General features: G+C 70.6%; 21 protein-coding genes, 3 tRNA genes and 1 pseudogene. 8 read left to right on the top strand and 17 right to left on the bottom strand.

Annotated features, from left to right (window positions below):
- Positions 1 to 840: pseudogene (locus tag ACFXGJ_RS17080) on the top strand (protoporphyrinogen oxidase); the annotation flags it as partial.
- 4 nt (positions 841 to 844) lie between these two features.
- Positions 845 to 1,540 carry a hydrogen peroxide-dependent heme synthase gene (gene hemQ / locus ACFXGJ_RS17075; protein ID WP_378622198.1) on the top strand — a complete coding sequence of 232 codons (696 nt, stop codon included), beginning with the start codon at positions 845 to 847 and terminating at the stop codon, positions 1,538 to 1,540.
- 21 nt (positions 1,541 to 1,561) lie between these two features.
- Here the strand turns inward: hemQ and ACFXGJ_RS17070 are convergent, their stop codons facing one another.
- Positions 1,562 to 4,012, bottom strand: coding sequence for a hypothetical protein (locus ACFXGJ_RS17070; RefSeq protein ID WP_378622195.1), 2,451 nt, complete (start codon positions 4,010 to 4,012; stop codon positions 1,562 to 1,564).
- A gap of 155 nt (positions 4,013 to 4,167) precedes the next feature.
- On the opposite strand from ACFXGJ_RS17070, the gene ACFXGJ_RS17065 reads away from it, so the two are divergent.
- Positions 4,168 to 6,444 carry a molybdopterin-dependent oxidoreductase gene (locus ACFXGJ_RS17065; RefSeq protein ID WP_378622200.1) on the top strand — a complete coding sequence of 759 codons (2,277 nt, stop codon included), beginning with the start codon at positions 4,168 to 4,170 and terminating at the stop codon, positions 6,442 to 6,444.
- Positions 6,445 to 6,470: 26 nt separating this feature from the next.
- Here the strand turns inward: ACFXGJ_RS17065 and ACFXGJ_RS17060 are convergent, their stop codons facing one another.
- Together ACFXGJ_RS17060 and ACFXGJ_RS17055 are read right to left on the bottom strand one after the other, a co-directional pair.
- Positions 6,471 to 7,673 (bottom strand): PrsW family intramembrane metalloprotease, encoded by a 1,203-nt coding sequence (locus tag ACFXGJ_RS17060; RefSeq protein WP_378622193.1) that lies wholly within the window; start codon positions 7,671 to 7,673, stop codon positions 6,471 to 6,473.
- The gene (locus ACFXGJ_RS17055) at positions 7,670 to 8,386 is read right to left on the bottom strand and encodes a hypothetical protein (RefSeq protein ID WP_378622190.1); all 717 of its coding nucleotides are present in this window, start codon (positions 8,384 to 8,386) and stop codon (positions 7,670 to 7,672) included. The genes ACFXGJ_RS17060 and ACFXGJ_RS17055 overlap by 4 nt, the downstream gene beginning before the upstream one ends.
- A gap of 224 nt (positions 8,387 to 8,610) precedes the next feature.
- Between ACFXGJ_RS17055 and ACFXGJ_RS17050 the strand changes: the two genes are divergently transcribed.
- Positions 8,611 to 9,801 (top strand): serine hydrolase domain-containing protein, encoded by a 1,191-nt coding sequence (locus ACFXGJ_RS17050; protein WP_378622188.1) that lies wholly within the window; start codon positions 8,611 to 8,613, stop codon positions 9,799 to 9,801.
- Positions 9,802 to 9,874: 73 nt separating this feature from the next.
- Here the strand turns inward: ACFXGJ_RS17050 and msrB are convergent, their stop codons facing one another.
- From msrB to ACFXGJ_RS17030, 4 genes are read right to left on the bottom strand one after another with little or no spacing between them, the layout of a single operon-like run.
- The gene (gene msrB / locus ACFXGJ_RS17045; protein ID WP_378622186.1) at positions 9,875 to 10,309 is read right to left on the bottom strand and encodes a peptide-methionine (R)-S-oxide reductase MsrB; all 435 of its coding nucleotides are present in this window, start codon (positions 10,307 to 10,309) and stop codon (positions 9,875 to 9,877) included.
- 31 nt (positions 10,310 to 10,340) lie between these two features.
- Complete coding sequence (locus ACFXGJ_RS17040; protein ID WP_378622184.1) at positions 10,341 to 11,579, bottom strand: glycosyltransferase family 87 protein; 1,239 nt, start codon at positions 11,577 to 11,579, stop codon at positions 10,341 to 10,343.
- A gap of 51 nt (positions 11,580 to 11,630) precedes the next feature.
- On the bottom strand, positions 11,631 to 13,196 hold the full coding sequence (locus ACFXGJ_RS17035) for an alpha/beta hydrolase (RefSeq protein ID WP_378622182.1): 1,566 nt from the start codon (positions 13,194 to 13,196) through the stop codon (positions 11,631 to 11,633).
- Positions 13,197 to 13,218: 22 nt separating this feature from the next.
- Positions 13,219 to 13,974: a pyrimidine reductase family protein gene (locus ACFXGJ_RS17030; RefSeq protein WP_378622180.1), complete on the bottom strand. Its 756-nt coding sequence runs from the start codon at positions 13,972 to 13,974 to the stop codon at positions 13,219 to 13,221.
- 34 nt (positions 13,975 to 14,008) lie between these two features.
- Here ACFXGJ_RS17030 and zapE point away from each other — a divergent pair, with 34 nt between their 5' ends.
- A complete protein-coding gene (gene zapE / locus ACFXGJ_RS17025) occupies positions 14,009 to 15,022 on the top strand; it encodes a cell division protein ZapE (protein ID WP_378622176.1) in 1,014 nt (337 codons plus the stop codon).
- A gap of 77 nt (positions 15,023 to 15,099) precedes the next feature.
- Here the strand turns inward: zapE and ACFXGJ_RS17020 are convergent, their stop codons facing one another.
- Genes ACFXGJ_RS17020 through ACFXGJ_RS17010 form a run of 3 tightly spaced genes read right to left on the bottom strand, consistent with a single transcriptional unit; the run spans position 15,100 to position 17,306 of the window.
- A complete protein-coding gene (locus ACFXGJ_RS17020; RefSeq protein ID WP_378622172.1) occupies positions 15,100 to 15,636 on the bottom strand; it encodes a GNAT family N-acetyltransferase in 537 nt (178 codons plus the stop codon).
- Positions 15,633 to 16,073: a hypothetical protein gene (locus ACFXGJ_RS17015; RefSeq protein WP_378622169.1), complete on the bottom strand. Its 441-nt coding sequence runs from the start codon at positions 16,071 to 16,073 to the stop codon at positions 15,633 to 15,635. The genes ACFXGJ_RS17020 and ACFXGJ_RS17015 overlap by 4 nt, the downstream gene beginning before the upstream one ends.
- Before the next feature lie 15 nt (positions 16,074 to 16,088).
- Positions 16,089 to 17,306, bottom strand: a complete 1,218-nt coding sequence (locus ACFXGJ_RS17010; protein ID WP_378622166.1) for an MFS transporter — start codon at positions 17,304 to 17,306, stop codon at positions 16,089 to 16,091.
- 98 nt (positions 17,307 to 17,404) lie between these two features.
- Here ACFXGJ_RS17010 and ACFXGJ_RS17005 point away from each other — a divergent pair, with 98 nt between their 5' ends.
- Complete coding sequence (locus ACFXGJ_RS17005; protein WP_378622163.1) at positions 17,405 to 18,793, top strand: GH1 family beta-glucosidase; 1,389 nt, start codon at positions 17,405 to 17,407, stop codon at positions 18,791 to 18,793.
- On the top strand, positions 18,793 to 19,695 hold the full coding sequence (locus ACFXGJ_RS17000) for an alpha/beta hydrolase fold domain-containing protein (protein ID WP_378622143.1): 903 nt from the start codon (positions 18,793 to 18,795) through the stop codon (positions 19,693 to 19,695). The genes ACFXGJ_RS17005 and ACFXGJ_RS17000 overlap by 1 nt, the downstream gene beginning before the upstream one ends.
- A 15-nt stretch (positions 19,696 to 19,710) precedes the next feature.
- Here ACFXGJ_RS17000 and ACFXGJ_RS16995 read toward each other — a convergent pair whose 3' ends face one another.
- From ACFXGJ_RS16995 to ACFXGJ_RS16965, 7 genes are all read right to left on the bottom strand, one after another.
- Positions 19,711 to 20,178 carry an RDD family protein gene (locus ACFXGJ_RS16995; protein WP_378622140.1) on the bottom strand — a complete coding sequence of 156 codons (468 nt, stop codon included), beginning with the start codon at positions 20,176 to 20,178 and terminating at the stop codon, positions 19,711 to 19,713.
- The gene (locus ACFXGJ_RS16990) at positions 20,175 to 20,903 is read right to left on the bottom strand and encodes a hypothetical protein (RefSeq protein ID WP_378622138.1); all 729 of its coding nucleotides are present in this window, start codon (positions 20,901 to 20,903) and stop codon (positions 20,175 to 20,177) included. Before ACFXGJ_RS16990 ends, ACFXGJ_RS16995 begins: the two co-directional genes overlap by 4 nt.
- Before the next feature lie 160 nt (positions 20,904 to 21,063).
- Positions 21,064 to 21,138 (bottom strand) — tRNA-Val (locus ACFXGJ_RS16985).
- Between the two features lie 16 nt (positions 21,139 to 21,154).
- Positions 21,155 to 21,225: transfer RNA gene (locus tag ACFXGJ_RS16980), tRNA-Cys, on the bottom strand.
- Positions 21,226 to 21,247: 22 nt separating this feature from the next.
- Positions 21,248 to 21,320 (bottom strand) — tRNA-Gly (locus ACFXGJ_RS16975).
- Positions 21,321 to 21,450: 130 nt separating this feature from the next.
- Positions 21,451 to 22,536 carry an NAD(P)-dependent alcohol dehydrogenase gene (locus ACFXGJ_RS16970; RefSeq protein ID WP_378622135.1) on the bottom strand — a complete coding sequence of 362 codons (1,086 nt, stop codon included), beginning with the start codon at positions 22,534 to 22,536 and terminating at the stop codon, positions 21,451 to 21,453.
- A gap of 1 nt (position 22,537) precedes the next feature.
- Positions 22,538 to 23,011, bottom strand: coding sequence for a DUF4334 domain-containing protein (locus tag ACFXGJ_RS16965; RefSeq protein ID WP_378622132.1), 474 nt, complete (start codon positions 23,009 to 23,011; stop codon positions 22,538 to 22,540).
- A 94-nt stretch (positions 23,012 to 23,105) separates the two neighbouring features.
- Between ACFXGJ_RS16965 and ACFXGJ_RS16960 the strand changes: the two genes are divergently transcribed.
- Entirely contained in the window at positions 23,106 to 23,669 is a 564-nt protein-coding gene (locus tag ACFXGJ_RS16960) for a TetR family transcriptional regulator (RefSeq protein WP_378622130.1), read from the top strand.
- Positions 23,670 to 23,719: the final 50 nt, after the last annotated feature.

Here is a 23,719-nt window from a genome sequence, read left to right as displayed (position 1 = left end):
CTGTCGGACACCGCCGGTGTCCGCGCCACGGTGCCGGCGCTGGCGGCGGCACTGGACGCCGGTGCCCCGAGCCTCACCGAGGCCGTTCGGCGGGCCCTGCCTGCGCCGTCGACCGCGCCGGTGTTCGGCACGCTGCGCGCGGGCTACGGCGTGCTGCTGGATGCGCTGAAGGCGGCATCGCGGGCCGAAATTATCTCTGCTGCAACGGCTTCCGATATTCGTCGATCCGGTGGACGCTGGAATGTGGATCCGGTGGGGGAGGTCGACGGGGTGATTCTCGCGGTCCCCGCGGACCGCGCCGCCGAACTCCTCGCCGGGCCCGCGCCTGCCGCGGCTGCGCAGGCCGCGCGCATCCCGCTGGCCTCCTCGGTGGTCGTCGCGCTCGCCCTGCCCCGTGAGGCCGCGCTGCCGGAGAACTCCGGGATCCTCGTCGCGACGGGCGAGAACCTGGCCGCCAAGGCGTTCACGTTGTCCAGTCGCAAGTGGCCGCACCTGGCGCGACGCGAGGTGCTGCTGGCGCGTGCCTCCTTCGGCCGGTTCGGCGACGCCGCCCTGGTGGACGCCGACGACGAGCAGTTGATCACCCTCGCCCGCGCCGACCTGGCGACCGTCACGGGCGTGACCGACGAACCGGTCCAGGCGGCGGTGGCGCGCTGGCACGGCGGGCTGCCGCAGTACCGCGCCGGGCACCTCGACGTCGTCGCCGCGTTCGACGCCGAGATCGCACAGGTCGACGGGCTGGAGGTGGCCGGATCGATGCTCCGGGGCGTCGGTGTCCCGGCCTGTGTCGCGTCGGCGACGGTGGCCGCGCAGCGGCTCGTGGTGGCAGTGGCAGGATAGGGCCATGGCACGCCTCGATTACGACAAGCTCAATTCCACCCTGCGCTACGCGATGTTCTCGGTGTTCCAGGTCCAGGCCGGCGTCCTCGGCGACGACCGCGCCGCCGCGGTGAAGAACGCTCAGGACTTCTTCGACTCGTTCGAGGACACCGACGTCGTCGTCCGCGGCGTCTACGACGTCGCCGGGGTCCGCGCGGACGCGGACTTCATGATCTGGACGCACGCCGAGAAGCTCGAGGACCTGCAGAAGCTGTACGCCGACTTCCGGCGCACCACCGACCTCGGCCAGGCCAGTGACCCGGTCTGGTCCAACGTCGCGCTGCACCGTCCGGCCGAGTTCAACAAGAGCCACCTGCCCGCGTTCGTCGCCGGCGAGGAGCCGGGCGCCTACATCTGCGTCTACCCGTTCGTGCGGTCGTACGAGTGGTACCTGCTGCCCGACGAGGAGCGTCGCAAGATGCTCGCCGACCACGGCAAGGCGGGCCGCGGCTATCCCGACGTCCGGGCCAACACCATTCCCGCCTTCGCGCTCGGCGACTACGAGTGGATCCTCGCGTTCGAGGCCCCCGAACTCGACCGTATCGTCGACCTGATGCGAGACCTGCGCGCCACCGAGGCACGCATGCACGTGCGCGAGGAGACCCCGTTCTTCACCGGCCCGCGGGTGTCGGTAGAGCAGCTGGTCAAGTCCCTGCCCTGATCCGGGTCGACCCCCGTCCGCTCACTTCCGGGGGCGGGCGGGGGTGCCGGGCACGATCCGCCGCCAGAGGGCGTCGAGTTCGGCCCGGTACTGCGGCACGTGCGGATAGCCGCTGTGACTGCCGCAGGCCGGCAGGTAGCCGGACCGGTCGATCTCGTCGGCCCGCACGTCGACCGGGTTCGGGCGCCGCGAGAAGGCGGGGAAGCCCAGGTAGTCGGTCTGTCGCCAGAGGTTGACCCAGCGCGAACGACCACTCCCGCCGCTCAGCAGCCCGAGCAGTGTCGACTCGGCGGGACACGGTTCGGCATCGGCGGTATCGTCGCGGAACTCGTCGGCGGCCAGCGCCGATGCTGCTCGCGCAGGCGCATTCGCGACCGCGACCGGCCCGAACAGTTCCGGGAAGATGCGGCCGAAGTAGGCGCGTAGCTGTGAACCGTAGGTGAGGGCTCCGGCGTGTTCGGCTCGGGTCCGTCGGTCGAGCAGCACCGCGACGGCGAGCACCGACCCCATCGAATGGGCCGAGAGCACCACCCGTCGACGGTCGCCGCCGTCGAGCCAGGACTGGCACCGTGAGATCAGTTCGGGCACAGCGCGTTCGGAGTAGCTCGGCGGCCCGAGTGGATGCGCGGCCCGGGGGACGACACAGAGCAGGTCCCAGAGCAGGCCGAGGGGACGGCCGGTGCCGGGCTGCAGCACGAGGGCACCCGCCAGGAGCGCGGCGAGCGCGGCCGCGAACACCGCGCCCCAACCGGTGACGGTGTGCAGCGGCGTGGGCACGGCCGCGGTCGAGGGTCTCAGCGGCAGGATCACGCACGGCACCAGGGCGACCAGCGCGAGTACGGCGAACAGGCCGACGGCCGGCTCCGCGCGGTGTGCGGCGTTGGCGAGCCGCCGGGCGGAGACGGTGCTCGGCTCGCCGCTCGCGTCGTCGCGGGAGTCCCTGACCCACACCGCCCAGCGCACGGCGAACGGCGCCACCGCCAGCGCCGCGAGAGCCAGCCCGGCGGCGGCGCCCGCCAGGCCGACGTCGAACCAGGCGAAGGTCGCCGGGATCCGGATCGAGGGCGGGTCGTCCGTGGTCGCCGGCAGGACCTGCTCGGTCACCAGGTCGGCGGCGCCGCGGGAACCGTTGAGCCAGTTGCCGATGCCGACCACCACGAGGGCGGACAGCAGCATCGCGCCGCCGAGAGCCAGCAGCATGAAGACGCCGACGGCGCGGCCCCGCCAGGCTTGGAAGTCGTTGCCGGGCAAGGCGAGAAGGCACAGCACCACGAGTGCCGCCGAGCTCACCGCGACCGCCGGGCCGTGCCATCCGGCCAGGTAGACCAGCGCGGCGAGCCCGACCGTCGACGTGAGCGCGACCGCCCACCACGGGGACACCCGCCGCAGCGACAGCCCGGCCAGTGCCATCGCGAGCAGGATCAGGACCGTGGTGGTGGGTACCGCGGTGAGCCCCTCGAGTCGCGGAACATGCCCGGCTCCCGTGCTCGGCTCGGACCCGGGACGGAACGCCAGCAGCAGCGACTGCACGACGAGCGAGCCCGCGGACACGGCCGCGACCACCCAGGTGACCCGCGGCACGGTGTCCTCCGCGTGGGGGAGTGGCAGGTCGGCGCCGCGATCGGTGGCAAGCACGAGGCGCACGGCGCCCGCGACCATCGCGGCGACGGCAATCACCGGCACGACCCAGCCGAAGGCGGCCTGACGCGACGGTGCGAACAGCGCGGTCATCGCGGCCACGCAGGCCGCACCCGACGCGAGGTGCACGACGGTGGTCTCGGCCGCGTGGCCGCGGTTGTTCCAGAAGCCCGTCCGGCGCAGCACCGGCGCCGACGGGTCCGGAGTGGACTGCACGTCGGTGTCCACGTCGTAGCGGGCGCGCGTTCGCGAGGACACCAGCCACAGCACGGTCAGCGCGGCGACCGGGACGAGCACCGAGACCGCCAGCCGCCGCTGCGGGGGCAGCGCGGCGATCACCGCGAGCTGGGACGGCAGCCGCGCGGTCCCGGACGAGAGGTACTGCAGCGCGACGAGGTCGGAGGCGACGGTGACCACGGTGGCGACGAACAGCAGGGTCAGGCCCAGCCCGAACAGCCGGACCAGCGCGGCGGTGCGGCGTACCAGTGCCTCACTCGCGCCCAGGTCGCGCGACCAGTACGCGAGGTTCGTCAGGCCGTACGGCAACACCAGGCACCACGCGGCCCGGACGACGGCGACAACGACCTTCCGGCCGAACGGCACCGACCCGCCGATCGTCGTCCGGTCGAGACCGCCCCAGGAGTAGGCCTCGCGCCGGACCTGCGGGGGTGTGTACGCGGGACGGTCGGGCGGGATGCCGGCGGCGACCACGGGATCGACGATCCAGAAGCCGGCGAGCTGGTCGCCCGCGATCTGGCGCACCTGGTCCGCCCCCACGTCGAGCATCTCGTGGGGCGGGGTGTTGTTGACGCCGTGAATGCGGAGTTCGAGCACGCGAGGTTCCGGGGACTGCGTCCGACCCGGTGTTTCACCGAGACCCATGACTTCAGGATTGCATTCGGCGCGGGCGGGATCGGGCGTTTCGGGACGGCAAAATTGCTGGTGGCAGACTGGCGGCCATGAGTTCGGGAACCGCGCGGCACCAGCAGATGGCGCACTGGGGGATGTTCGAGGCGGAGACGGTCGACGGCGAGGTCACCGCGGTGCACCCGTTCGCGGGCGACGGCGACCCCTCGCCGATCCTGGCCAACGCGGTCGGATCGGTCCGGCATCGCTCGCGCATCACCGGACCCGCGGTGCGGCGCGGGTGGCTCGAGAACGGGCCCGGACCGTCGGAGGCCCGCGGCGCCGACGAGTTCGTGTCGGTCGGCTGGGACGAACTGACCGAGCTGCTGGCCACCGAACTGCGACGGGTGGTCGACCGACACGGCAACCGGGCGATCTACGGCGGCTCCTACGGATGGTCCTCGCCGGGCCGCTTCCACCACGCACAGAGCCAGGTGCACCGGTTTCTCAAGATGCTCGGCGGCTACACCCGCTCCGAACACAGTTACTCGCTCGGTGCCACTGGGGTGATCATGCCGCGGGTCGTGGGCACGCACTGGAAGATGTTCGCTCGGTCCACCAACTGGGAGGTCATCGCGCGCGAGACCGACCTGATGGTGTGCTTCGGCGGGGTGCCGCTGAAGAACACCGCCGTCAACGACGGTGGCACCAGCCATCATCCGACGCGCGCGGCGCTGGATGCGTTGCGGGCCCGCGGGGGCCGAATCGTGTCGATCAGTCCGCTCGCGGACGACGTGCACGGCGAGGCCGAGCGGCTCGCGCCGCGTCCGGGCACCGACGTCGCGATCATGCTGGCCTGCGGGTACGTGCTGGCCACCGAGGGGCTTGCGGATCGAGACTTCCTGGACCGCTTCACCGTCGGATACGACAAGTTCGAGGACTACCTGCTCGGTCGCGCCGACGGCATCGCGAAGACCCCGGACTGGGCGGCGCGGCTGTCCGGGCTGCCCGCGGACGCGATCGCAGGCCTGGCCCGGCGGATGGCCGAGGGCCGAACCCTGATCACCGTCACGTGGTCGCTGCAGCGGGTGCAGCACGGCGAGCAGGCCCCGTGGGCCGGTGTGACCCTCGCGGCGATGCTCGGCCAGATCGGGCTGCCCGGGGGCGGTTTCGGCCACGGCTACGGCTCGATGAACGAGACCGGTCTCGCCCCGGTGCCGTACCCGCTGCCGACACTGTTCCAGGGCCAGAACCCGGTGTCGGATTCCATTCCGGTGGCGGCGATCTCGGATCTGCTGCTGGGTCCCGGGCAGCCGTACGACTTCGACGGCGAGCGTCGCACCTTCCCGGACATCAGGCTCGTGTACTGGGCGGGCGGGAACCCCTTCCACCACCACCAGGACATCGGCAGGCTGCGCCGGGCGTTGGCCCGGCCGGACACCGTCGTCGTGCACGACCCCTACTGGACGCCGATGGCCAAGCACGCGGACATCGTGGTGCCGTCCACCACCTCGCTCGAACGCGAGGACCTCTCGTGCACCCGCAACGACCCGCTCCTGGTGGCGATGCACGCGGCCGCCCCCCGCTACGCCGACGCCCGCGACGACTACGACACCTTCTCGGCTCTGGCCCACCGGCTGGGCTTCGGGCAGCGCTTCACCGAGGGCCGCACCGCGCGGCAGTGGCTCGAGCACATGTACGGGCAGTGGCGTGGCTTCGTCACGGCGGACGGCGTCGACGTTCCCGAGTTCGCGGAGTTCTGGCGACTCGGGCACCTGCGGATGCGCACCGAGGAGGGGCTGACGCTGTTCGAGGACTTCCGCGCCGACCCGGACGCCAACGCGCTGCGCACGCCGAGCGGGCGGATCGAGATCTTCTCCTCGGACATCGACGGTTTCGGCTACGACGACTGCGCGGGCCACCCCACCTGGTACGAGCCGGAGGAGTGGCTCGGGGGCGAGCGCGCGCGCCGGTTCCCGCTGCACCTGATCGCGAATCAGCCGAAGACCCGGCTGCACAGTCAACTCGATCACGGCGCGACGAGTCAGTCCTCGAAGGTGCAGGGACGCGAACCGATCCGGCTCCACCCGGACGACGCCGCCGAGCGAGGGCTGGCGGCGGGCGAGGTGGTGCGGGTGTTCAACGACCGCGGTGCCTGCCTGGCCGGGGTCGTCCTCGACGACGGCCTGATGCCCGGTGTCGTTCAACTCTCCACCGGGGCCTGGTACGACCCGCTCGATCCGGCCGACCCGAATTCCCTGTGCGTGCACGGCAATCCGAACGTGCTCACCGCCGACGTCGGCACCTCGCGGCTGGCGCGGGGCTGCACGGGTCAGCACGTGCTGGTGCAGGTCGAGCGGTTCGTCGGCGAGCTGCCGCCGATCCGGGCCTACGATCCGCCGGTGATCCGGCCGCGGTAGCGCGCCCCGCGGCCGGATCGGCGGGGTCAGTGCGGGGAGGTGCGCAGCTGTGCGACCTCGTCGCGGATCTGGGTGAGCTCGTCGGTCTGCGCGCCGTGCCCGTGAGCGATCGCGGCGGCGAGTTCGGCCGTCGCCTCGAGCACGTGGTGCGCGCGTCGCCGGCCGTGCGAAGCGGACCGGGCGTAGCGGTGCCGGTCCTTTCGGGTGCCGGCCAGGGCGGCGACCTCCGCGTCGGTGATCGTGCCGCGCGCGACCTCGGGCGCGAGCAGATCACGCATCCAGTGGCGCTCGATGTCCGAGGCGCGTCGGGCGACCCACACCACGGCGACGATGTCGACGATCATCAGCGCGACACCGAGGACCAGTCCCAGTTCCGGCTTGCCGAACAGGGCGGCTGCGAGTGCCGACATCGAGTCCCAGACGAAGTGCGAGAACATCGCGAAGGCCATCAGGGCGATGCCGAGCGGCCGGTTGCGCTCACTGCGGGGCCTGCCGAGGAACCAGACGAGGCCCGCGCAGAAGATCGCGGAGTAGAGCGTGTGCGAGACGATGCCGAGCGCGCCTCGCATGCCGATGATGCTGACCGCGTCGGAGATCTGGTTCGCGCCGAAACTGTGGACGGCGCTCTGGGCCGCGTAGAGCACGTCCTCGGCGACCTGGAATCCCAGTCCCACGAACGCGCCGATGACGAATCCGTCGTACGGACTGCGGACGAGCCTGGACCCGAGGCCGATCAGCAGGACCAGACCGGTGGCCTTGGCCAGCTCCTCGGTGAACGGTGCCACCAGCCCAGGACCCCAGTCCATCGCCCAGGCCTGGCCGAACCACTTCGCGTACAGCGACAGCAGGGCATTGTTCGCGTTGTAGGCCATCCAGAAGGTCGACGCGATCGCGCCCCAGACGAAGCCGACAGCCACGAACCGCACGGGCAGGGGGGTGTACCGGTCGTAGTGGTGCAGGAAGATCCACCAAGGCACCGTGTAGGCGGCGAAGCCGATCACTCCTGCCGCGAGAGCGGTGCCGTAGACCGACGCGCTGAACGTGACGACCGGCACCAGGGTGGCCGCCCCTGCCAGCAGTCCGATCACCAGCACCCAGAAGGTCGGGTTGCGTGGCTGGACCAACCGGAACGGCACGCCCCAGCCGGATTCGTCCAGCGCGGCCAACTGCGCGTCCCCGAGCGCGCCTGCCTCGGTGCCGTCGGTGTCGAGGTCCGGACGCAGACTCATCGGTTCACTCCCATCGCGACGCTCTGCAGCGCGGCATCGATTTCGGCCGAATGGGCCGCGAACTGCTCCCGGGTGGCGTCGACGACGAACGTCAGCGCCTGCGCGTCGGGCCGGCCGCGGTCGCCGGACTGCTCCTGCGCGTCCGCGGGGACACCGGCCGTCGGCAGCACGAACGTCGCCACGAGGCCGTCGCCGGTCGCCGAGGTGAACGGCTCGACCACCCCGACCAGTCCGCTGGTGGTGACCAGGGTGTTGCGTGCACCGGTGACAGTGAACTGCCTCGTGGACTCCGCCGACAGATTCGCGTTGACCTGGTCGAGCAGAGCGTCGGCGTCACCGTCGAACGTGCCGCCGGTCGCGGAGATCTCTGCGCCGCCCGTCGCGACCCGCGCCGACGCGTTCTTCGCCGAGACGCCGGAGACGGGGGCACTTCCGACCCGCGTTCCCTCCTCGAGCTGCCATCCGACCGGCGGGACGAACCGTGCCCCGTTGCCCATGTCGATCGAGTCGCCGGCCGCGATGGGATCCTCCCAGCCCACGGCATCGTTGAGCGCGGGGAGCCCGACGCTCCAGAGCTGGCCGACGGCCAGGACCGTCGCCGCCGGCCACAGCACGCGGGTGTCGAGGCCGAAGACGCGGTGTCGCACCGGAACGCGATGCGTCGGCGCGTGCCGGGTCGGCGACGCGGAGGTCGCCGTGGTGTGACTGCGCACTGGTGTCTCCTGTGATCGCGGGGAGGACGGACGAGGGGCCGACCCGGAGCATTACGCTCCCTTTACCGTTGGTAACGATCCGATCCTCGGCCACCGCGTCGCGCATGTGTCGTCCCGCTTCGTCGGGCACGGGCCACCCGCACGGCGTACGGTCAGCTGTCATGGACCGTACTGCGGGTGCATGTCGGGGTCGATTCGTTCGCGCGGCGGGTGCTGCATTCGCCGTGACACTGCTGGTCGGGGCCTGCTCGTCGGGTTCCGACTCCGGGTCCGGTCCGGGCTCGACGACCACGACCCAGGCAACCACGACCCCGACGGTCGTCCCGATCGACGACGCGGCGCTGAAGGCGACCGTCGAGACCGCGGCCAAGGACCTCATGCTCCCCGGGGTGGTCGTGCTGCTACGCACCGCGAAGGGAGAGCAAACCGTCACCTACGGCACCACCGAACGTGACGGCGGCGCGCCGGTGAGCCTCGACGACCACGTCCGGATCGGCTCGAACACCAAGACGTGGACGAGCACGGTGATTCTGCAGCAGGTGCAGGAGGGCAAGATCGCGTTGTCCGACCCGGTCTCGAAGTACCGGCCGGACGTCCCGGGTGGCGACGGCATCACGATCGAGCAGTTGCTGAACATGCGCAGCGGCCTGTTCAACTACACCGAGACGCTCGAGCTGAACCAGGCGATGGATCAGGATCCGCAGCGGGTGTGGACGCCGGACCAGTTGCTCGCACTCGCGTACCCGCACCCTCCCTACTTTCCGCCCGGCCAGGGTTATCACTACTCGAACACGAACTTCGTCCTTCTCGGGTTGATCGCGGAGCAGATCGACGGTAAGCCCCTCGGGCAGATCTTCCAGAGCCGGATCTTCGGCCCGCTCGGACTCTCGAACACGCTCTTCCCGGAGCCGACGACGAACACCCTGCCGGCGCCGTTCTCGCACGGCTACGCCTACGGCACGAACGTGCTCACCATGACCGACCCCGCGATCCCGCCGGACATGCAGGCCGCCGCGAAGGCGGGCACCCTGGCGCCCAACGACGTCACGAACGTCAACCCGTCCTGGGCCTGGGCGGCCGGGTCCGGCATCTCCACCACCCGCGACCTGGTGACGTGGGTGGAGGCGCTCGCGGACGGCAAGGTCCTCGACCCCGACATGCAGGCCAAGCGGCTGGCCAGCTTCCAGCCGACAGACCCGAGTAAGCCCGGTGGTCCCGAGTACGGCCTCGGCGAGGCGAAGTTCGGTTCGCTCTACGGTCACACCGGCGAGCTGCCCGGGTACAACTCGTTCATGGGCAGCGATCCGAACAGCGGGGTGACGCTGGTCGTGTGGGCGAACCTCGCGCCCGCGGCCAACGGTCAGGACCCGGCGAGCAGCATTGCGAAGTCGATCATCGACAAGATGTTCCCGTGATGCGGCTCCGCCGCAGTGGTGCGCTTTCGGAGTCCGGGGACTCCACGTTCGCACCACTGCGGCGCGGCCGCAGCTACGACACCAGTCGCAGCGAGATCGAGTTGATGCAGTAGCGCTGGTCGGTGGGGGTGGGGTAGCCCTCGCCCTCGAAGACGTGACCGAGGTGGCTGTGGCAGTTCGCGCACAGCACCTCGACCCGGCGCATGCCCAGGGTGGTGTCCTCGCGCAGGATCACCGCGTCGGAGTCGGCCGGATCGAAGAACGACGGCCAGCCGCAATGCGACTCGAACTTCTCCGAACTGGTGAACAGCAGCGCGTCGCAGGCCCGGCAGTGGTACTCGCCGACCGTCGTGGTGTCGGTGTACTCGCCGACGAAGGGACGTTCGGTCCCGGCCTGGCGGAGCACCGCGTACTCCTCGGGCGTCAGCCGCTCACGCCACTGTTCGTCGGTGAGCTCGACGGCCGCCGGCCGGTCCGCGGGGGTGCTCGTGTCCTCTGAGGAACTCATGCCACCACGCTACCCAGCGGGATCGCGCGAGTCAGCCGACGGGAACCTTCTCCGGTTCGGGTTCGAGGTAGACCGGGTCGATGCCGTGGTCGAGCCTGCCCTCGCGCTTGGCGGTGAGGTACCGGGCGACCAGCACCCCGCAGATCACCAGCAGCAGCAGGCTCCAGCCGAACGTGGTCTTCATGTACTCGGCGGCCCGGCCGGATGCGGGGAACCGCACCGACAGCCAGCTGTCCAAGCTCGAGAACCCGTACACCGCCAGCCAGGCGGGCCAGTTGCGCATCACCGAATTGCGCAGCACCACGCTCATCAACAGCGGGAACAGCATCATCGAGTAGTACATCTGGCCGAGCGAACCGAGCAGGAACGACGCGCACATCAGCACACCGCTCGCGGTGGTGAGGAAGAACAGCCGGTCCTCGCGGTAGTAGCGGTACAGCAGCCACAGGGTCACCAGCACCACTACGCCGAAGACGGCCCGCAGCGCGAGGATCAGCCAGTCGGGCAGGCCGTAGTAGGCGCCGTTGCCGACGATCGCGCTGTTGAAGTAGTCGCGGGACTCCGCAAGGTACGGCACCGTCCGGTGCACGAAGTCCATCGGATCGGCCGACAGCGGCCAGGCGATCGCGGTGAGAATCAGCGGAATGCCGATCGCGGTGACGAACACCCGCCACTGCCTGGTCATCAGCGGCAGCAGGAGCAGCGGCGCCAGTACGGGCTTCACCGCGAACGTGAGTCCGATCGCCACGCCAGACCAGGCGTCCCGGCGGCGCAGTAGCAGGAGCAGGAACGCGACCTCGCCGAGCAGGACGACGCCGTTGATGTTGGTGAACACCAGGGTGTTGGTGACCGTCTCGCTGGCGAACATGCCCAGGAGCAGGATCGGCGCCGCGACCGACGAGAGCGTCAGGTCGAACATCCGCAGCAGCAGGTACCCGGCGGCGATGACGGCGACCGCATTGCCGAGGATGAACAGCCACCGCGAGTGCTCGGGGTCGATGACGGCGATCGGCGAGAGCAGCAGGGTGCCGCTGGGTGCGTACAGGTAGTGCGGGTCCACCCAGTTGAAGTTCGCCGTGTAGACGGGCTTGTGGTTGAGGAACGCCAGCGCCGCTCGGTACACCGGGGTGAAGTCGTCGGTGCGGGCCCCGTTGACCGCCTTGACCAGCACTCGGTGCAGCACGGTCATGATGGCGAGCGGCCACAGCGCGAACTTCACCACCTCGGCGGTCGTGCGTGCGGTGCGCGGCTCGAGCTGTCGAAGGAACACCGTGGCACGGTACACCGGCGAGGCGGCTTTCAGGCCAACAGACACCCCGGGTCAGCCCGGGCAGGCGCCGCCGTCCGGAGGCAGGGTGCCGGACGCCGCGTAGGTCAGGACGGCCTGCTGGGCACATTCCGAGTGGGTGCTCGCGGGGTGCCCGCTGCCGAGCCAGGCGAGAGTCGAGTTGGGTGCGCCGGCCGCGGCGACGACACCCGATGCGGAGGACGCCCCGTTCCCGGCGACCGGGTCGGCCGCGCCGGCGATCGTGAGTACCGGCGCCGCCAGCGCCGACGGGGTGGGCTGGGCCTCGGTGGTCGGCCAGGACGCGCACAGCAGCAGCGACTGCGCCGCGTCGGGGCCGAACGCGGGGTACCGCTGCCCCCAGTCCTGCTGCAGCTCCCGGACGCGGCCGGGTGTCGGCCACCGCTGACCGTCGGAGCACCGGGCCACGAACTGCCCGTCCGAGTCGGTGGCGGCGGCCGCCCGGTCGACGAGTCCGGACAGGCCGGCGGTGTCCCCGCGCCCGGCCGCGGTCAGGACGTCGGCAAACTCTCGGACTCGGGCCTGCTGGTCGGCACGCGGAGTGCCGAGGAAGTCCGTCAGTGCGGCCGCGAGTGCGTTCGACGAGATCGGTCCGAGCTCGCCGGCCCCGGCCCGGCGGAGCAGGTCGAGGACCGCGGCGTGCGGATCCGGACCGAGCGAGCATGCGAGCGCCGCGCACTGACTCGCGAAGGAACCGAGCGCGGCTTCCTGACCGCGCACGCGAGTCTCCGCCGCGGTCACCGCATCGGCGCGCACGGTGGCGGGGGAGTCGAGGACGAGCCGACCCACCGCACCGGGATGCTTGGCCGCGTACGCGAGCGCGACGTCGCCGCCGCTGCCGGTGGCGAGCAGACCGAGCCGGTCGACACTCCAGGTGACGCGCAGCTGCTCGAGGTCGTCGGCCGCGTGGGAGGCGTCGAAGGCGAGCTCCTGCGGCTCGAGGAAGTCGGTGCACGCGGTGGTCGCGTCGCGGCCGAGCGCCATCACCGTGTCGACGGCGTCACCGCCGGTCACCGGCGGCGGAGTGAACTGGCCGAGGTCGAGCATCTGCCTGCCGAGGGTCGGGTTCGACGTGGGCGCGAGGCATTCGATCGGAGTGGAGGTGCCGATGCCGCGACGATCGAGCGCGACGAGCGGGCGGGAGGACAGCAGCGAGGGCAGCGGTCCCGCGGCGAGCGCGGCCAGCGTGCTCGTCGAGGACCGATCGGCCCCGGACGTCAGCACCAGGGGCGCGGCGTCGGCCGGGGTCTGGGGCAGCCGGGCACGCAGCGCGCCGAGCGAGAACGAACCGCGGATCCGGCCGCCGGCGTCGATCGGCGCGGCGAGTTCGGCACACTCGAGCACCAGGCCGGCGGGGCCGGGCCCGAGGCCGAGGACGTCGAGGGTGGTGCGGGTGCAGTCCCGCCAGTCCAGGTCGTGCACCGGTGCGGCCAGCGCCGGCGGGCCGTTCGTCGCGGTGGGCTCGGTGGTCGAGCCGTCGCCGCGTTCGACCACCGCCACGTCCGGTCGCACGCTCGGTCCGGCCCCGCAGGCGGTTGCGCAGAGCACGAGAACCGCTGTCGGCAACCACATTCTGCGCATACGTGACAGCCTGCCAGGTCGCTCACGCACTCGGCTCGCGCACCCATCGCGTCAACACCGTGCCGTCGTCGTCGCCGAGCACATGGGCCCGTCGCATGGGCGTGGCCATGGCTCGCGGGGACGAGCTGATCCGGCCCGAGGCGCCGCCGACGAGCAGTGGGGACGTGGTCAGGCACAGCTCGTCGACCGCGTCGTCGGCCAGCAACTGGCCGAACAGCGACGGTCCGCCCTCGCACAGCACCCGGTGCAGGCCGAGGACGCCGAGGGCGGACCTGATCGCCGCGGTCTCGACGTGCGAGCCGCCGAGTTCGAGGACTCGCGCGCCCGCGTCGGCGAGGGCGCGTCTGCGGTCGGCGGGGGCGTCGGCGCAGGTGAGGATCAGGGGCGCGACGTCGGCGTCGGTGAGCAGCCGCGACGACGGGTCGACGTGTGCGCCCGCGGTGACGACCGCGATCGGCGGGGTGTCCGACTGCCCCCGCGCGCGTCGGCGGTCGCGCTGGGCGGGGTCGGTGCGGGCACCGCCGTAGTTCTCGGCCCGGACCGTCCCGGCGCCGACGAGGACGACGTCCGCCAGTTCCCGCAGGATCGTGAACAGGCGGTGGTCGGCGGGGGTGCCGAGGCCGCCGGAGGTGCCGTTCGTCGCGACGGCGCCGTCGATGCTGGCGACGAAGTTCACCCGAATCCACGGCGCGGAGAGGTCGTCGGGATAGCGGTGCAGGTCACGCAGCCCGTCGTCGTCGAGCGCTGTGAGGTAGGTCGCATTATCGAGTTGGCGCACAGGAGTTATAACAGCACGTAGATACGCTGTTTACATGCATGCACGCCTCGTTGACCGTAGTCCGGTTCTCCAAGCGGACCAGTTGGTTGCACAGATGGTCCCGCCGGCAATGTTCAACGAGGTGAGTTTCGCGTCGTACATCCCCGATCCGAACGAGCCGAGCCAGGCCGCCGCGGTCCGCAAGGCGGAGGAGTTCGCCGGCAAGGTCGGCAAGATCCGCTCCGGTGGTCGGCGTGGCCTGTTCGGCAAGAAGGCCCAGGCCTCCGGTGCCGGTCTGTACCTCGACGGCGGCTTCGGTGTCGGCAAGACCCACCTGCTCGCGTCGATCTTCCACAGTGTGCCCAGCCCCAAGGCGTTCGGCACGTTCGTCGAGCTGACCCACGTCGTCGGCGCGCTCGGCTTCAACAACGCCGTCGAGCAGCTCTCGGGCCACAGCGTGCTGTGCATCGACGAGTTCGAGCTCGACGATCCGGGCGACACGATGCTCGTCTCGCGGCTGCTGACCGAGCTGTCCGCCCGCGGGGTGTCGATCGTCGCGACGTCGAACACGCTGCCCGGCCAGCTCGGCGAGGGCCGCTTCGCTGCGCAGGACTTCCTGCGGGAGATCAAGAAGCTCGGCTCGATCTTCGAGACCATCCGCGTGGACGGACCGGACTACCGCCACCGCGACCTGCCGCCCGCCCCGGAGCCGATCTCCGACACCGAGCTCGCCGAACTGGCCGACGCCACCCCCGGCTCGACCCTCGACGACTTCGACGCGCTGTGCAAGCACCTGAGCACCCTGCACCCGTCGCGGTACAACAAGCTGATCGAGGGCGTGTCCGCGGTGTTCCTGCGGGGCGTGCACCCGGCGCAGGACCAGTCGGTCGCGCTGCGCCTGGTGGTCCTGGCCGACCGCCTCTACGACGCCAGCATCCCGGTCACCGTCTCGGGCGCGAAGCTCGACGAGATCTTCACCCCGGAGATGCTCGCCGGCGGATACCGGAAGAAGTACCTCCGTGCGACCTCGCGACTGCTGGCGCTCTCGCGCTTCGAGGTCCCGGCCTGACCGTCGGATCTTCTCCAGGGTGAGGGGCCCTGCGTTCGGTCCGACCGAACGCAGGGGCCCCTCACCCGTCCCGGGGGTCAGAACCGGCGTTCGAGCACGAAGTCGTGGTGCAGCTGATCGCCGACCCGGAACCGCTTGGTGCCGATCCGCGCGAATCCCTGCTTCGTGTAGAAGCGTTGCGCGCGAACGTTTTCCTGGTTGACGCCCAGCCACACACTCGCCGCGCCGCGGGCCCTGGCCCGTTCCAGCGCCGCCGCCATCAGCAGGTGCGAGGCGCCCTCACCGTGATGGTCGGGCAGGACGTACAGCTTGCTCAGTTCGACGGTCGGCGTCGCGGCCACCGCGGCCCGGACGTCCGGATCGTCGACGACCCCGTCGACGAGCATCGCGTAGCCCACGATGCCGTCGGCGCCGACGGCCTCGAGCACGACCCGGTCCGGGGCGGCAACGTATTCGGCGAATCGGTCGGCGGAAAGCACGGTGGCGAGGAAGTCCGCGACATCGGATGCGGTGACCGAGGGCGGGCACGCGAGCGGGAAGGTCACCGCCGCGACCGCGGCGAGCTCGGTGGCATCGGCCGCGGCGGCCTCGACGACGGTCAGGATGCCGGTCACAGCCGGTCGACCGCCTGCTTCGCCTCGCGCAGGTTCATGCCGGTCCGGTCGCGCAGCAACTTGACCGCCTCGACCGACTGGCCGTCGCTCTTGAGGGCGCGCAGGGCCGGTTCGAGTTCCGCCCAGCCCGCGGGCGGCGGCACGCTGTCCAGGCCGGCGGTCGGTACCCATTCACCGCGGGCGACGGCGTCGATCGCGGCCTTGGCGTCGGCCAGCCCGACTCCGGTCCGATCCCGCAGCACCTTGATCGCGTGAATGTTCTTGTGGTCGGCGACGAGGCGTTCGATCCGGTCCCGGGACTCGAGGTCGAGGGTGTCCACGAACGTTCCGTAGATCTCCGTGCTCTTCGGGCCGGCGCGCCGGTTGAGCAACCACGCGGTCAACACCGCCGCGTCGACGAGTATCAGCACCACGATGAGCCAGCCCCAGTTCGGCATGGTGCCAGTCAACCACTACCCGGTGTGCTCGACCGCAACCGGTGCCGCGGCGACGCGGGCCGGTCTGAACGCGGGCGCCAGGAGCACCAGGCCGACGGCGAACACCAGTGGAATGGCGAACCCGATCCGCATGTTTGTCAGGTCCGCGATCGCCCCGACTATGCCGCCGCCGACGACCGTGCCCGCGTAGTTGAACAGGTTGAGCCGGGCGATCACGGCATCGGTCTGCTCGGGCGGAGCGAGCCGTCCGGCGGCGCTGAAGCACAGCGGCGCCACGACGGGGACGCCGAGCCCGACGATCAGGAATCCGGCGATCGCCATCGCGGGACTCTGCGCGAACACGACGACCACCAGGCCGACCGCGCCGATGCTTGCTCCGACCCGGACCACCGCGATCTCGCCGTAGCGGCGTACCCAGTAGTCGCCGGTCAGCCGCGAGACGAGCCCCGCACCCTGGTACGCGGCGACCGCGAGCGCCGCGGTGCTGGCGCTCGCGAGCAGCAGGTCCTTGAGGTAGAGCGCCGACCAGTTGCCGACGCTGAAGTCGATGGCGAAGAACAGGGCCATCGCGGCGCCGAGCGCGAGGAACGGCCGCCACGGTATGACGAGCGGGGCGGCGGTCGAGGAGGCGACCTCGGGTCCGACGGCGAGCAGGCGGGGGCCGAGAGTGGCGGTGCCCAGCGCGACGACGACCGCCGCGATCAGAACGGACACCGTCAGGCTCACGTCGAGCGCCGAGCAGACGGAGACGAACAGCGCACCGACGATGGCGCCGACGCTCCACACCGCGTGGAACGAGGACAGGATCGAGCGCCCGTATCGGTGCTGGATCGCGACGGCCTGCATGTTCGCTGCGGCATCGACCATGCCGAGACCGACGCCGTAGACCGCGAATCCGACGAAGAACGGGACCGTGGAGTGCGAGAGCGCTATGGCGATGCCGGCGACGGCGACGACGGCGAGCCCGGACCGCAGCGTCGTCTTGCTGGTGGTCCGGGTGGCGACGAATTCGGCGAGCACGCTGCCGACGCCCGCGACCAGGGAGACCATGACGACCGCGACGACGATGGTGGTGTCGTCGAATCCGAACCGGTCCTTGATCTGGGGCAGCTGGGTGAGCAGCGCCGCGAGGAAGAAGCCCTGCAACCCGAAGGCGGCTGCGGTGCACACACGAGCGGCGCGCTGGGCGGGTGTGACCGGGGCCGTGTCACTGCCGGGGGAGGGTAGCGTCATGAAAGTGGGCTGCTTTCGCCTGGGCCCCTACGGGCGTCTTGTTCACGAATTGAAACACCGGACTGGACGTGTGTCCAACAATTGGTCAGACTCGCCTCATGACTGCCTCCGAGACCAAATTGTCTTTCCCGCAGGACTTTCTGTGGGGAGTCGCCGCCGCCGCCTATCAGATCGAGGGGGCCGTCGACCTCGACGGCCGCGGCCGGTCGATCTGGGACGAGTTCTGCGACCGTCCCGCCGCGGTGGTCGGCGGCGAAACCGGAGCGGTCGCGACCGACCACTACCACCGGTACCGCGAGGACGTCGCGCTGATGCGTGAGCTGGGCGTGGACTCCTACCGCCTGTCGGTGGCCTGGCCTCGGGTGCAGCCGACCGGCAGCGGGGCGGTCAACGAGGCGGGACTGGACTTCTACGACCGGCTCGTCGACGAACTGTGCGCGGCAGGCATCAAGCCGGCCGTCACGTTGTTCCACTGGGACCTCCCGCAGGTCTTGCAGGACGCGGGGGGATGGCTCAACCGAGACACCGCCCAGCGCCTCGCCGAGTACGCGAACATCGTAGGGCGGCGGCTCGGCGACCGGGTCCATATGTGGATGCCGCTCAACGAACCGGTGGTGCACACCCTGTACGGGCACGCGCTCGGCGTCCACGCTCCGGGCCTGGAACTGGGCTTCGGCGCCCTGCAGGCCGCGCACCACCAACTGCTCGGTCACGGCCTGTCGGTGCAGGCGTTGCGGGCCGCGGGTTGCGACAACATCGGCATCGCTTCGAATCACGCGCCGGTGCGCGCGGCGAGCGACTCGGAGGCCGATGTCGAAGCCGCCGACATCTACGATCACATCGTGAACTGGACCTTCGCCGACCCGGTGCTGCGCGGCAGCTACCCCGCCGAGGAGTTGGCCGCGATCCTGCAGGGGCCGGTCGCCGAGGACCTCGAGGTGATCTCGCAGCCGCTCGACTGGTTCGGGATCAACTACTACGAACCGACCGTGATCGCGGCGCCGACCTCCGACGCGGGCAGCACCGGGGTGCTCGAGGTGGACCTGCCGCCCGGAATGCCGTTCCAGCCGGTCGCGCTCGAGGGGTACGACCGCACCGATTTCGGCTGGCCGATCGTGCCCGCCGGCCTGCGCGACATCGTCTCGATCTTCGCCGAGCGGTACGGCGACGCGCTGCCGCCGATCTACATCACCGAGTCGGGCGCCTCGTTCCACGATCCCGACCCGGACGACGACGGCCGCGTGCGGGACGACAAGCGCATCGGCTACCACCGCGATCATCTCGCCGCACTCGGCGAGGCGATGGCGGACGGTGTCGACGTGCGGGGTTACTTCGTGTGGTCGATCACGGACAACTTCGAATGGGCGGCGGGCTACCGCGAGCGCTTCGGTCTGGTGCACGTCGACTACGAGACGCTCGCGCGCACACCGAAGGACTCGTACTTCTGGTACCGGGACCTGATCGCCTCGCAGCGGGCGGGAGGCTGATGGAGAGCCTCGCGAGCCGCGCGGTCCGGATGCGCTTCGCGCTGCGCCGTGGCGGGCGCAGCGCCGCGGCCACCCGTCGTGCGATGGCGGCGCTCGCGGCGCGGCCGAGTCCGCACCGGCCGCCGCGCGGCCTCTGCCGTTCGGTGGACATCCGGCTGGAGACCTCGGCCGCGGGGTGGCCCGTGTACACCCTCGCCCCGCACGGCGCGCCTCGTGGCCTGGACCGGGTGGTGTACCTGCACGGCGGCTCCTACTTCCGCGAGGTCACCCGTCAGCACTGGACTCTCGTCGCGGGCCTGGCGCGCCGCGCGCGCGTGGAGGTCGTGCTGCCGATCTATCCGCTGGCCCCCGGCGCCACGGCGGACGCGGTCGTGCCTGCGGCCGTCGACCTGGTGGAGGTGCTCGGTGCGGACTCGGGGCCCGCGCGGCTGACGCTGTCGGGCGATTCGGCGGGCGGAGGACTCGCGTTGGCCGTCGCGGCCCAGTTGCGCGAACGGACGGGATCCGCTCCGGCGCACACGATCCTGATCTCGCCGTGGCTGGACGTCGCGGTCGACGACCCCGAGATCGCGGTTCTCGCCCCGCACGACCCCTGGCTGACACCCGAGGGCCTGCGCGCCGCGGGCGACGCGTACCGGGGACCGCTCGCGGCCGACGACCCGTGGGTCAGTCCGATCCGCGCCGATCTCGACGATCTGGGACGGATCACCGTGTTCACCGGAACCCGCGACATCCTGCACGCGGACGCCCGCCGGCTGCGCGAGCGAATGTCCGGAGCGGCAACCGCATTCGAGTACCACGAGGCGCCCGGCATGCTGCACGTCTACCCTCTGCTGCCGACGCCCGAGGGCCGGATCGCGAGACGGCAGTTGGTCGCAGCGGTGGGTGCGTCGGTCAGATGAGCGCCCGGGCGCCGGTCACGGGGTGATCGTGTCCGGGTCCGGCCGCCAGTCGTAGACCACCTCGGTGCGTAACAGGATGTCCTGCACGGATCGGCGGCGCGGATCCACGGCAGCCCAGGCGAGTCCGATCGCGAAGAACACGCAGAACAGCGCCCGCAGCACCGCGACGGACCAGCGCACCCGCTGGCCGCGTGTGGTCGTCACGCGCAGGCCCATTGCCTGGGAACCGATTGTCCGACCGGTGGTCGCCCAACAGACCGTGAGGTAGAGCACCGATGTGAAGATCCAGGCGGTGACCGACCACAGGGCCCCGGGTTCGGGGAAGCTGAAGTTCTGTGGCGAGAACAGCAACCGGACGAAGGTCAGGCCCAGGTACGCGCCGCCGAGCAGTGCCAGGACCACGCCCAGGTCGATGGCGGCGCCGAGGCCACGGGTCACGATGCCGGCCGGGCGTCGCTCTGGCGCTGAGTGCGGGTGGGTCATCGCGTCGTCGGATCGTCGTCGGTGCCGGCGGACTCCGATTCGACGGCCTTCTCCTCGGGGACGTCCGCGGGCCGGTCCCGACCGAACAGCCGACCGACGAAGCCGGCGACCGCGTCGTCGGCGTGCATGCCTTGAGTGCGCACCCCGAGCACAGCCTCGGAGGACAGCGATCCGGTGGAGTCGCGGATGATCTGTGGCAGGTCGACGCCCTCGATGATCTGGTCGGCCAGACCCAGCAGATCGATCCGTTCGATGACGGCGTCGATGTCGATCCGTGCGGCGATCGCGTCGATGTCGACCCGATCGATCTGCCTGCCGAGGTCGACGGTGTCCACGATGTAGTCGAGGTCGAGCCGGCGCACGATCGCCGCCAGGTCGATCCGTTCGGCTACCGCGTCCACGTCGATTCCCTGGGCGATCAGGTCGAGATCGACGTGCTCGCGCACGATCTTCGTCAGGTCCACTTCCAGCAGTGCGGCCGCGACCACCTCGCGGATCACGAGGCGCAATGCGGTGCGGGCGAACCGGGTCGCGGCACGCACGTTCTCCTCGCCGCGCGCCACCGCGGTCGCGGTGGCGGCGTCGAGGCGGTCGGCGACGCCGGGGACGGCCCGGACCATCCCGATCGCGGTGCGCCCGGACCATCGGACCAGGTCCAGGGTGCGCGCGGCGGCGCCGACCATCAGGTACAGGGGCTGGGCGCCCTCGCCGGATGCGGACGTCATGGCGGCCACCTCTCCCGTAGAACCACTGTCTCTACCAGTAGATACCGCATCGACCGCACTGGTGTCGCGTTCCGGCGGTTCGTTGGGGAACCGGGATGTGGGCGACCGGCAACACAAACAAGTACGGCCCCCTCGAAAGGGGGCCGTACTTGTCGAATTCTGGTGCGCGATACTGGGATTGAACCAGTGACCTCTTCCGTGTCAGGGAAGCGCTCTCCCGCTGAGCTAATCGCGCAAGTTCACTGCATGAGAGGTGGAGACGGGAATCGAACCCGTGTGCACGGCTTTGCAGGCCGTTGCCTCACCACTCGGCCACTCCACCGCAAGGTTTGCTCAACCTCTCGAGCGGACGACGGGATTCGAACCCGCGACCCCAACCTTGGCAAGGTTGTGCGCTACCAGCTGCGCCACGTCCGCATGCACCGCTCGAATCGGCTCGGCCTCTTCGGTGGTGCGGATGAAACGATAGCCCACGATGTGTGTGGTTCACAATTCGCCCGTCTACCTGCGGCGGAAGCGACCAGATCGGCCCCGGCGGGGGCCGTGGTCACCACACCAACACCGGTTTGACCACCTTTCCGGATGCCTGGTCGGCGACGGCGAGGTTGATGTCCCGGAACGGGTAGGTCGTGACGAGCTCCTCGATCGGGAATCGCCGCGCGGCATGCATTTCGAGCAGGGTCGGGATGAATTGTGCTGCGACGGAATCGCCTTCGATGCAGCCGCGTAGCGACTTTCCGTTCCGCATCAGGTCCTGGACGTCCAGGGTGAGCTCGGATGGGCCGAGGCCGACTGCGACGAGGTCGCCGCGAGTACGCAGCGCCGTGAGTGCCTGTCGCAGCACAGTGGGGTTGCCGGTGGTGTCCACTGCGTGCGTGGCGCCGCCCCCGGTGGCCGCGACGACCCTGTCCACGACGTGCTCGTCGGGTGCGACCGCGGTCGCACCGAACTTCTCGGCCAGCGCGCGACGGTCCGCCACCGGGTCGACCACGACGAGCGTCGTCACGCCCGCCCCTCGCGCCGCGAGAAGTGCTGCCAGGCCGACACTTCCGCCGCCGAACACCACCAGTCGTGAATCCGGTTCCGGCCGCAGCACGTTGAGGACCGCGCCGGCGCCGGTCTGGAAGCCGCAACCCAGCGGTGCGGCGACGGACAGGTCCACGCCTTTGTCCACTACCACCGCGTTGTCCGCGGACGCGATCGCGTACTGCGCGAAGCTGGACTGGCCGAAGAAGGCGGCGCGGACCGGGTTCCCGTTGCGGTGCACCGTCGCCGAGCCGTCGGCCCGCCGACCGGAGTTGTTCAGTCGCAGCGACTGTTCGCAGTAGGCGGGCCGGCCGGCCAGGCACTGCTCGCACCCGGCGCAGTGTCGGTATGTCAGTACGACGTGGTCGCCCGGTGCGACGCCGCGAACCGCAGCGCCGACCTCCGTCACCACACCGGCGCCCTCGTGTCCGAGGATCGACGGGCCGGCGTCGGCCGGCGTCACCGCCTGGGTGACCAGATCCGTGTGGCACAGACCGGCGGCGACGATCCGCACCAGTATCTCGTCCGGGCGGAGGCCGTCGAGTTCGACGGCCTCCAGCGTGAAGGGTGTCTTCGGTCCGTAGGAGAGCGCCGCCGTCGCACGCACGTCAGGCTCGCTCGAGCAGGAAGTAGAAGTGCTGGTCGTTGTCGAGCACCAGTGCGGGTTTGCCGTTCATGATGCCCATGAGGGTGTCGGCGTCCACCCGCTTGAAGTGGTCGAAGATCGGGGAGCCGTCGTAGACCATGGTCGCGGTCACCTCGCCGCGGAACTCGACGTTCCACAGGCTGGCCTCGCCGTTGCCGGACTTGGTGTCGGAGAACAGGCTTCCGTCCTCGGCGCGACAGATCAGCGGTTTGGCGTCGAGCACGGAGTCGAACCTCTTGCCGTACCACCGGCCGGCGACCAGTTTGTCGTGCAGTCGGTGGCCGGTCGCGAAGTCGTCGCCCTTCCACGCGCCGAGGACCTCCTCGGCCCGCACCGGGTCGAGGGCGGCCCAGATCGCGTCCAGTTCGGCGGGGGAGACGTCGGCCTCCTGGGCGCGCAACTCGTCGAACCGGACTCGGGCCTGATCGATGTTCACTGCCTGCTCCTCGTCGGTTGGCGAACCAATCTGTTCGTGAACCGCGGACGCTACGCCGAACCGAATGGTTCGGCAACGGTTCTAGGATGTGCCCATGCGTTCTGCAGGTGAGGCCACCCGAGACCGGATCCTCGTGGCGGCGAAGGTGGAGTTCGCGCGCTACGGGGTGGCGGGTGCGCGCATCAACCGCATCGCGGCAGAGGCGAGGGCCAGCAAGGATCGCCTGTATGCCTACTTCGCGAGCAAGGAGGAACTCTTCGCCGAGGTGACCCGGCGCTGGGTGGTCGAGACCACCGAGGAGACCGCGCTGCGTGGAGACGACCTTGCCGGCTACACCGGGCGACTGTTCGACAACTACCTCGCCCACCCCGAGAACGCGCGGTTACAGGAGTGGGCCGATCTCGAGGCCCCGGAACTCGTCGGGGCCGACGACGTCCGGACCGAGGCGGTGCGCTCGAAACTCGCCGAGATCCGGCGTGGCCAGCGCGACGGGTACATCGACCCGACGTGGAATCCCGGGGAACTGCTGGTCGTGGTCACCGGCATCGCGAGGTCGCTGGCGCTGCCGCCCCAGCACGGCAAGGGCGGTCGTGAGGTCGCGGACCGACGGCGCGCTGCCGTCGACGCGGTCCGCCGCCTGATCGGAGCGGTTTCGTAGCCGCACTCGCCGCGAAACGACGAAAGCCGGTACACCCGTGGGTGTACCGG

Origin of the sequence: Rhodococcus sp. NPDC059234 (assembly GCF_042754225.1) — a bacterium.
GTDB lineage: Bacteria > Actinomycetota > Actinomycetes > Mycobacteriales > Mycobacteriaceae > Rhodococcus_G.
The sequence above is the reverse complement of the archived record's forward strand: the minus strand, read 5'-3'. Positions and strand labels throughout refer to the sequence as shown.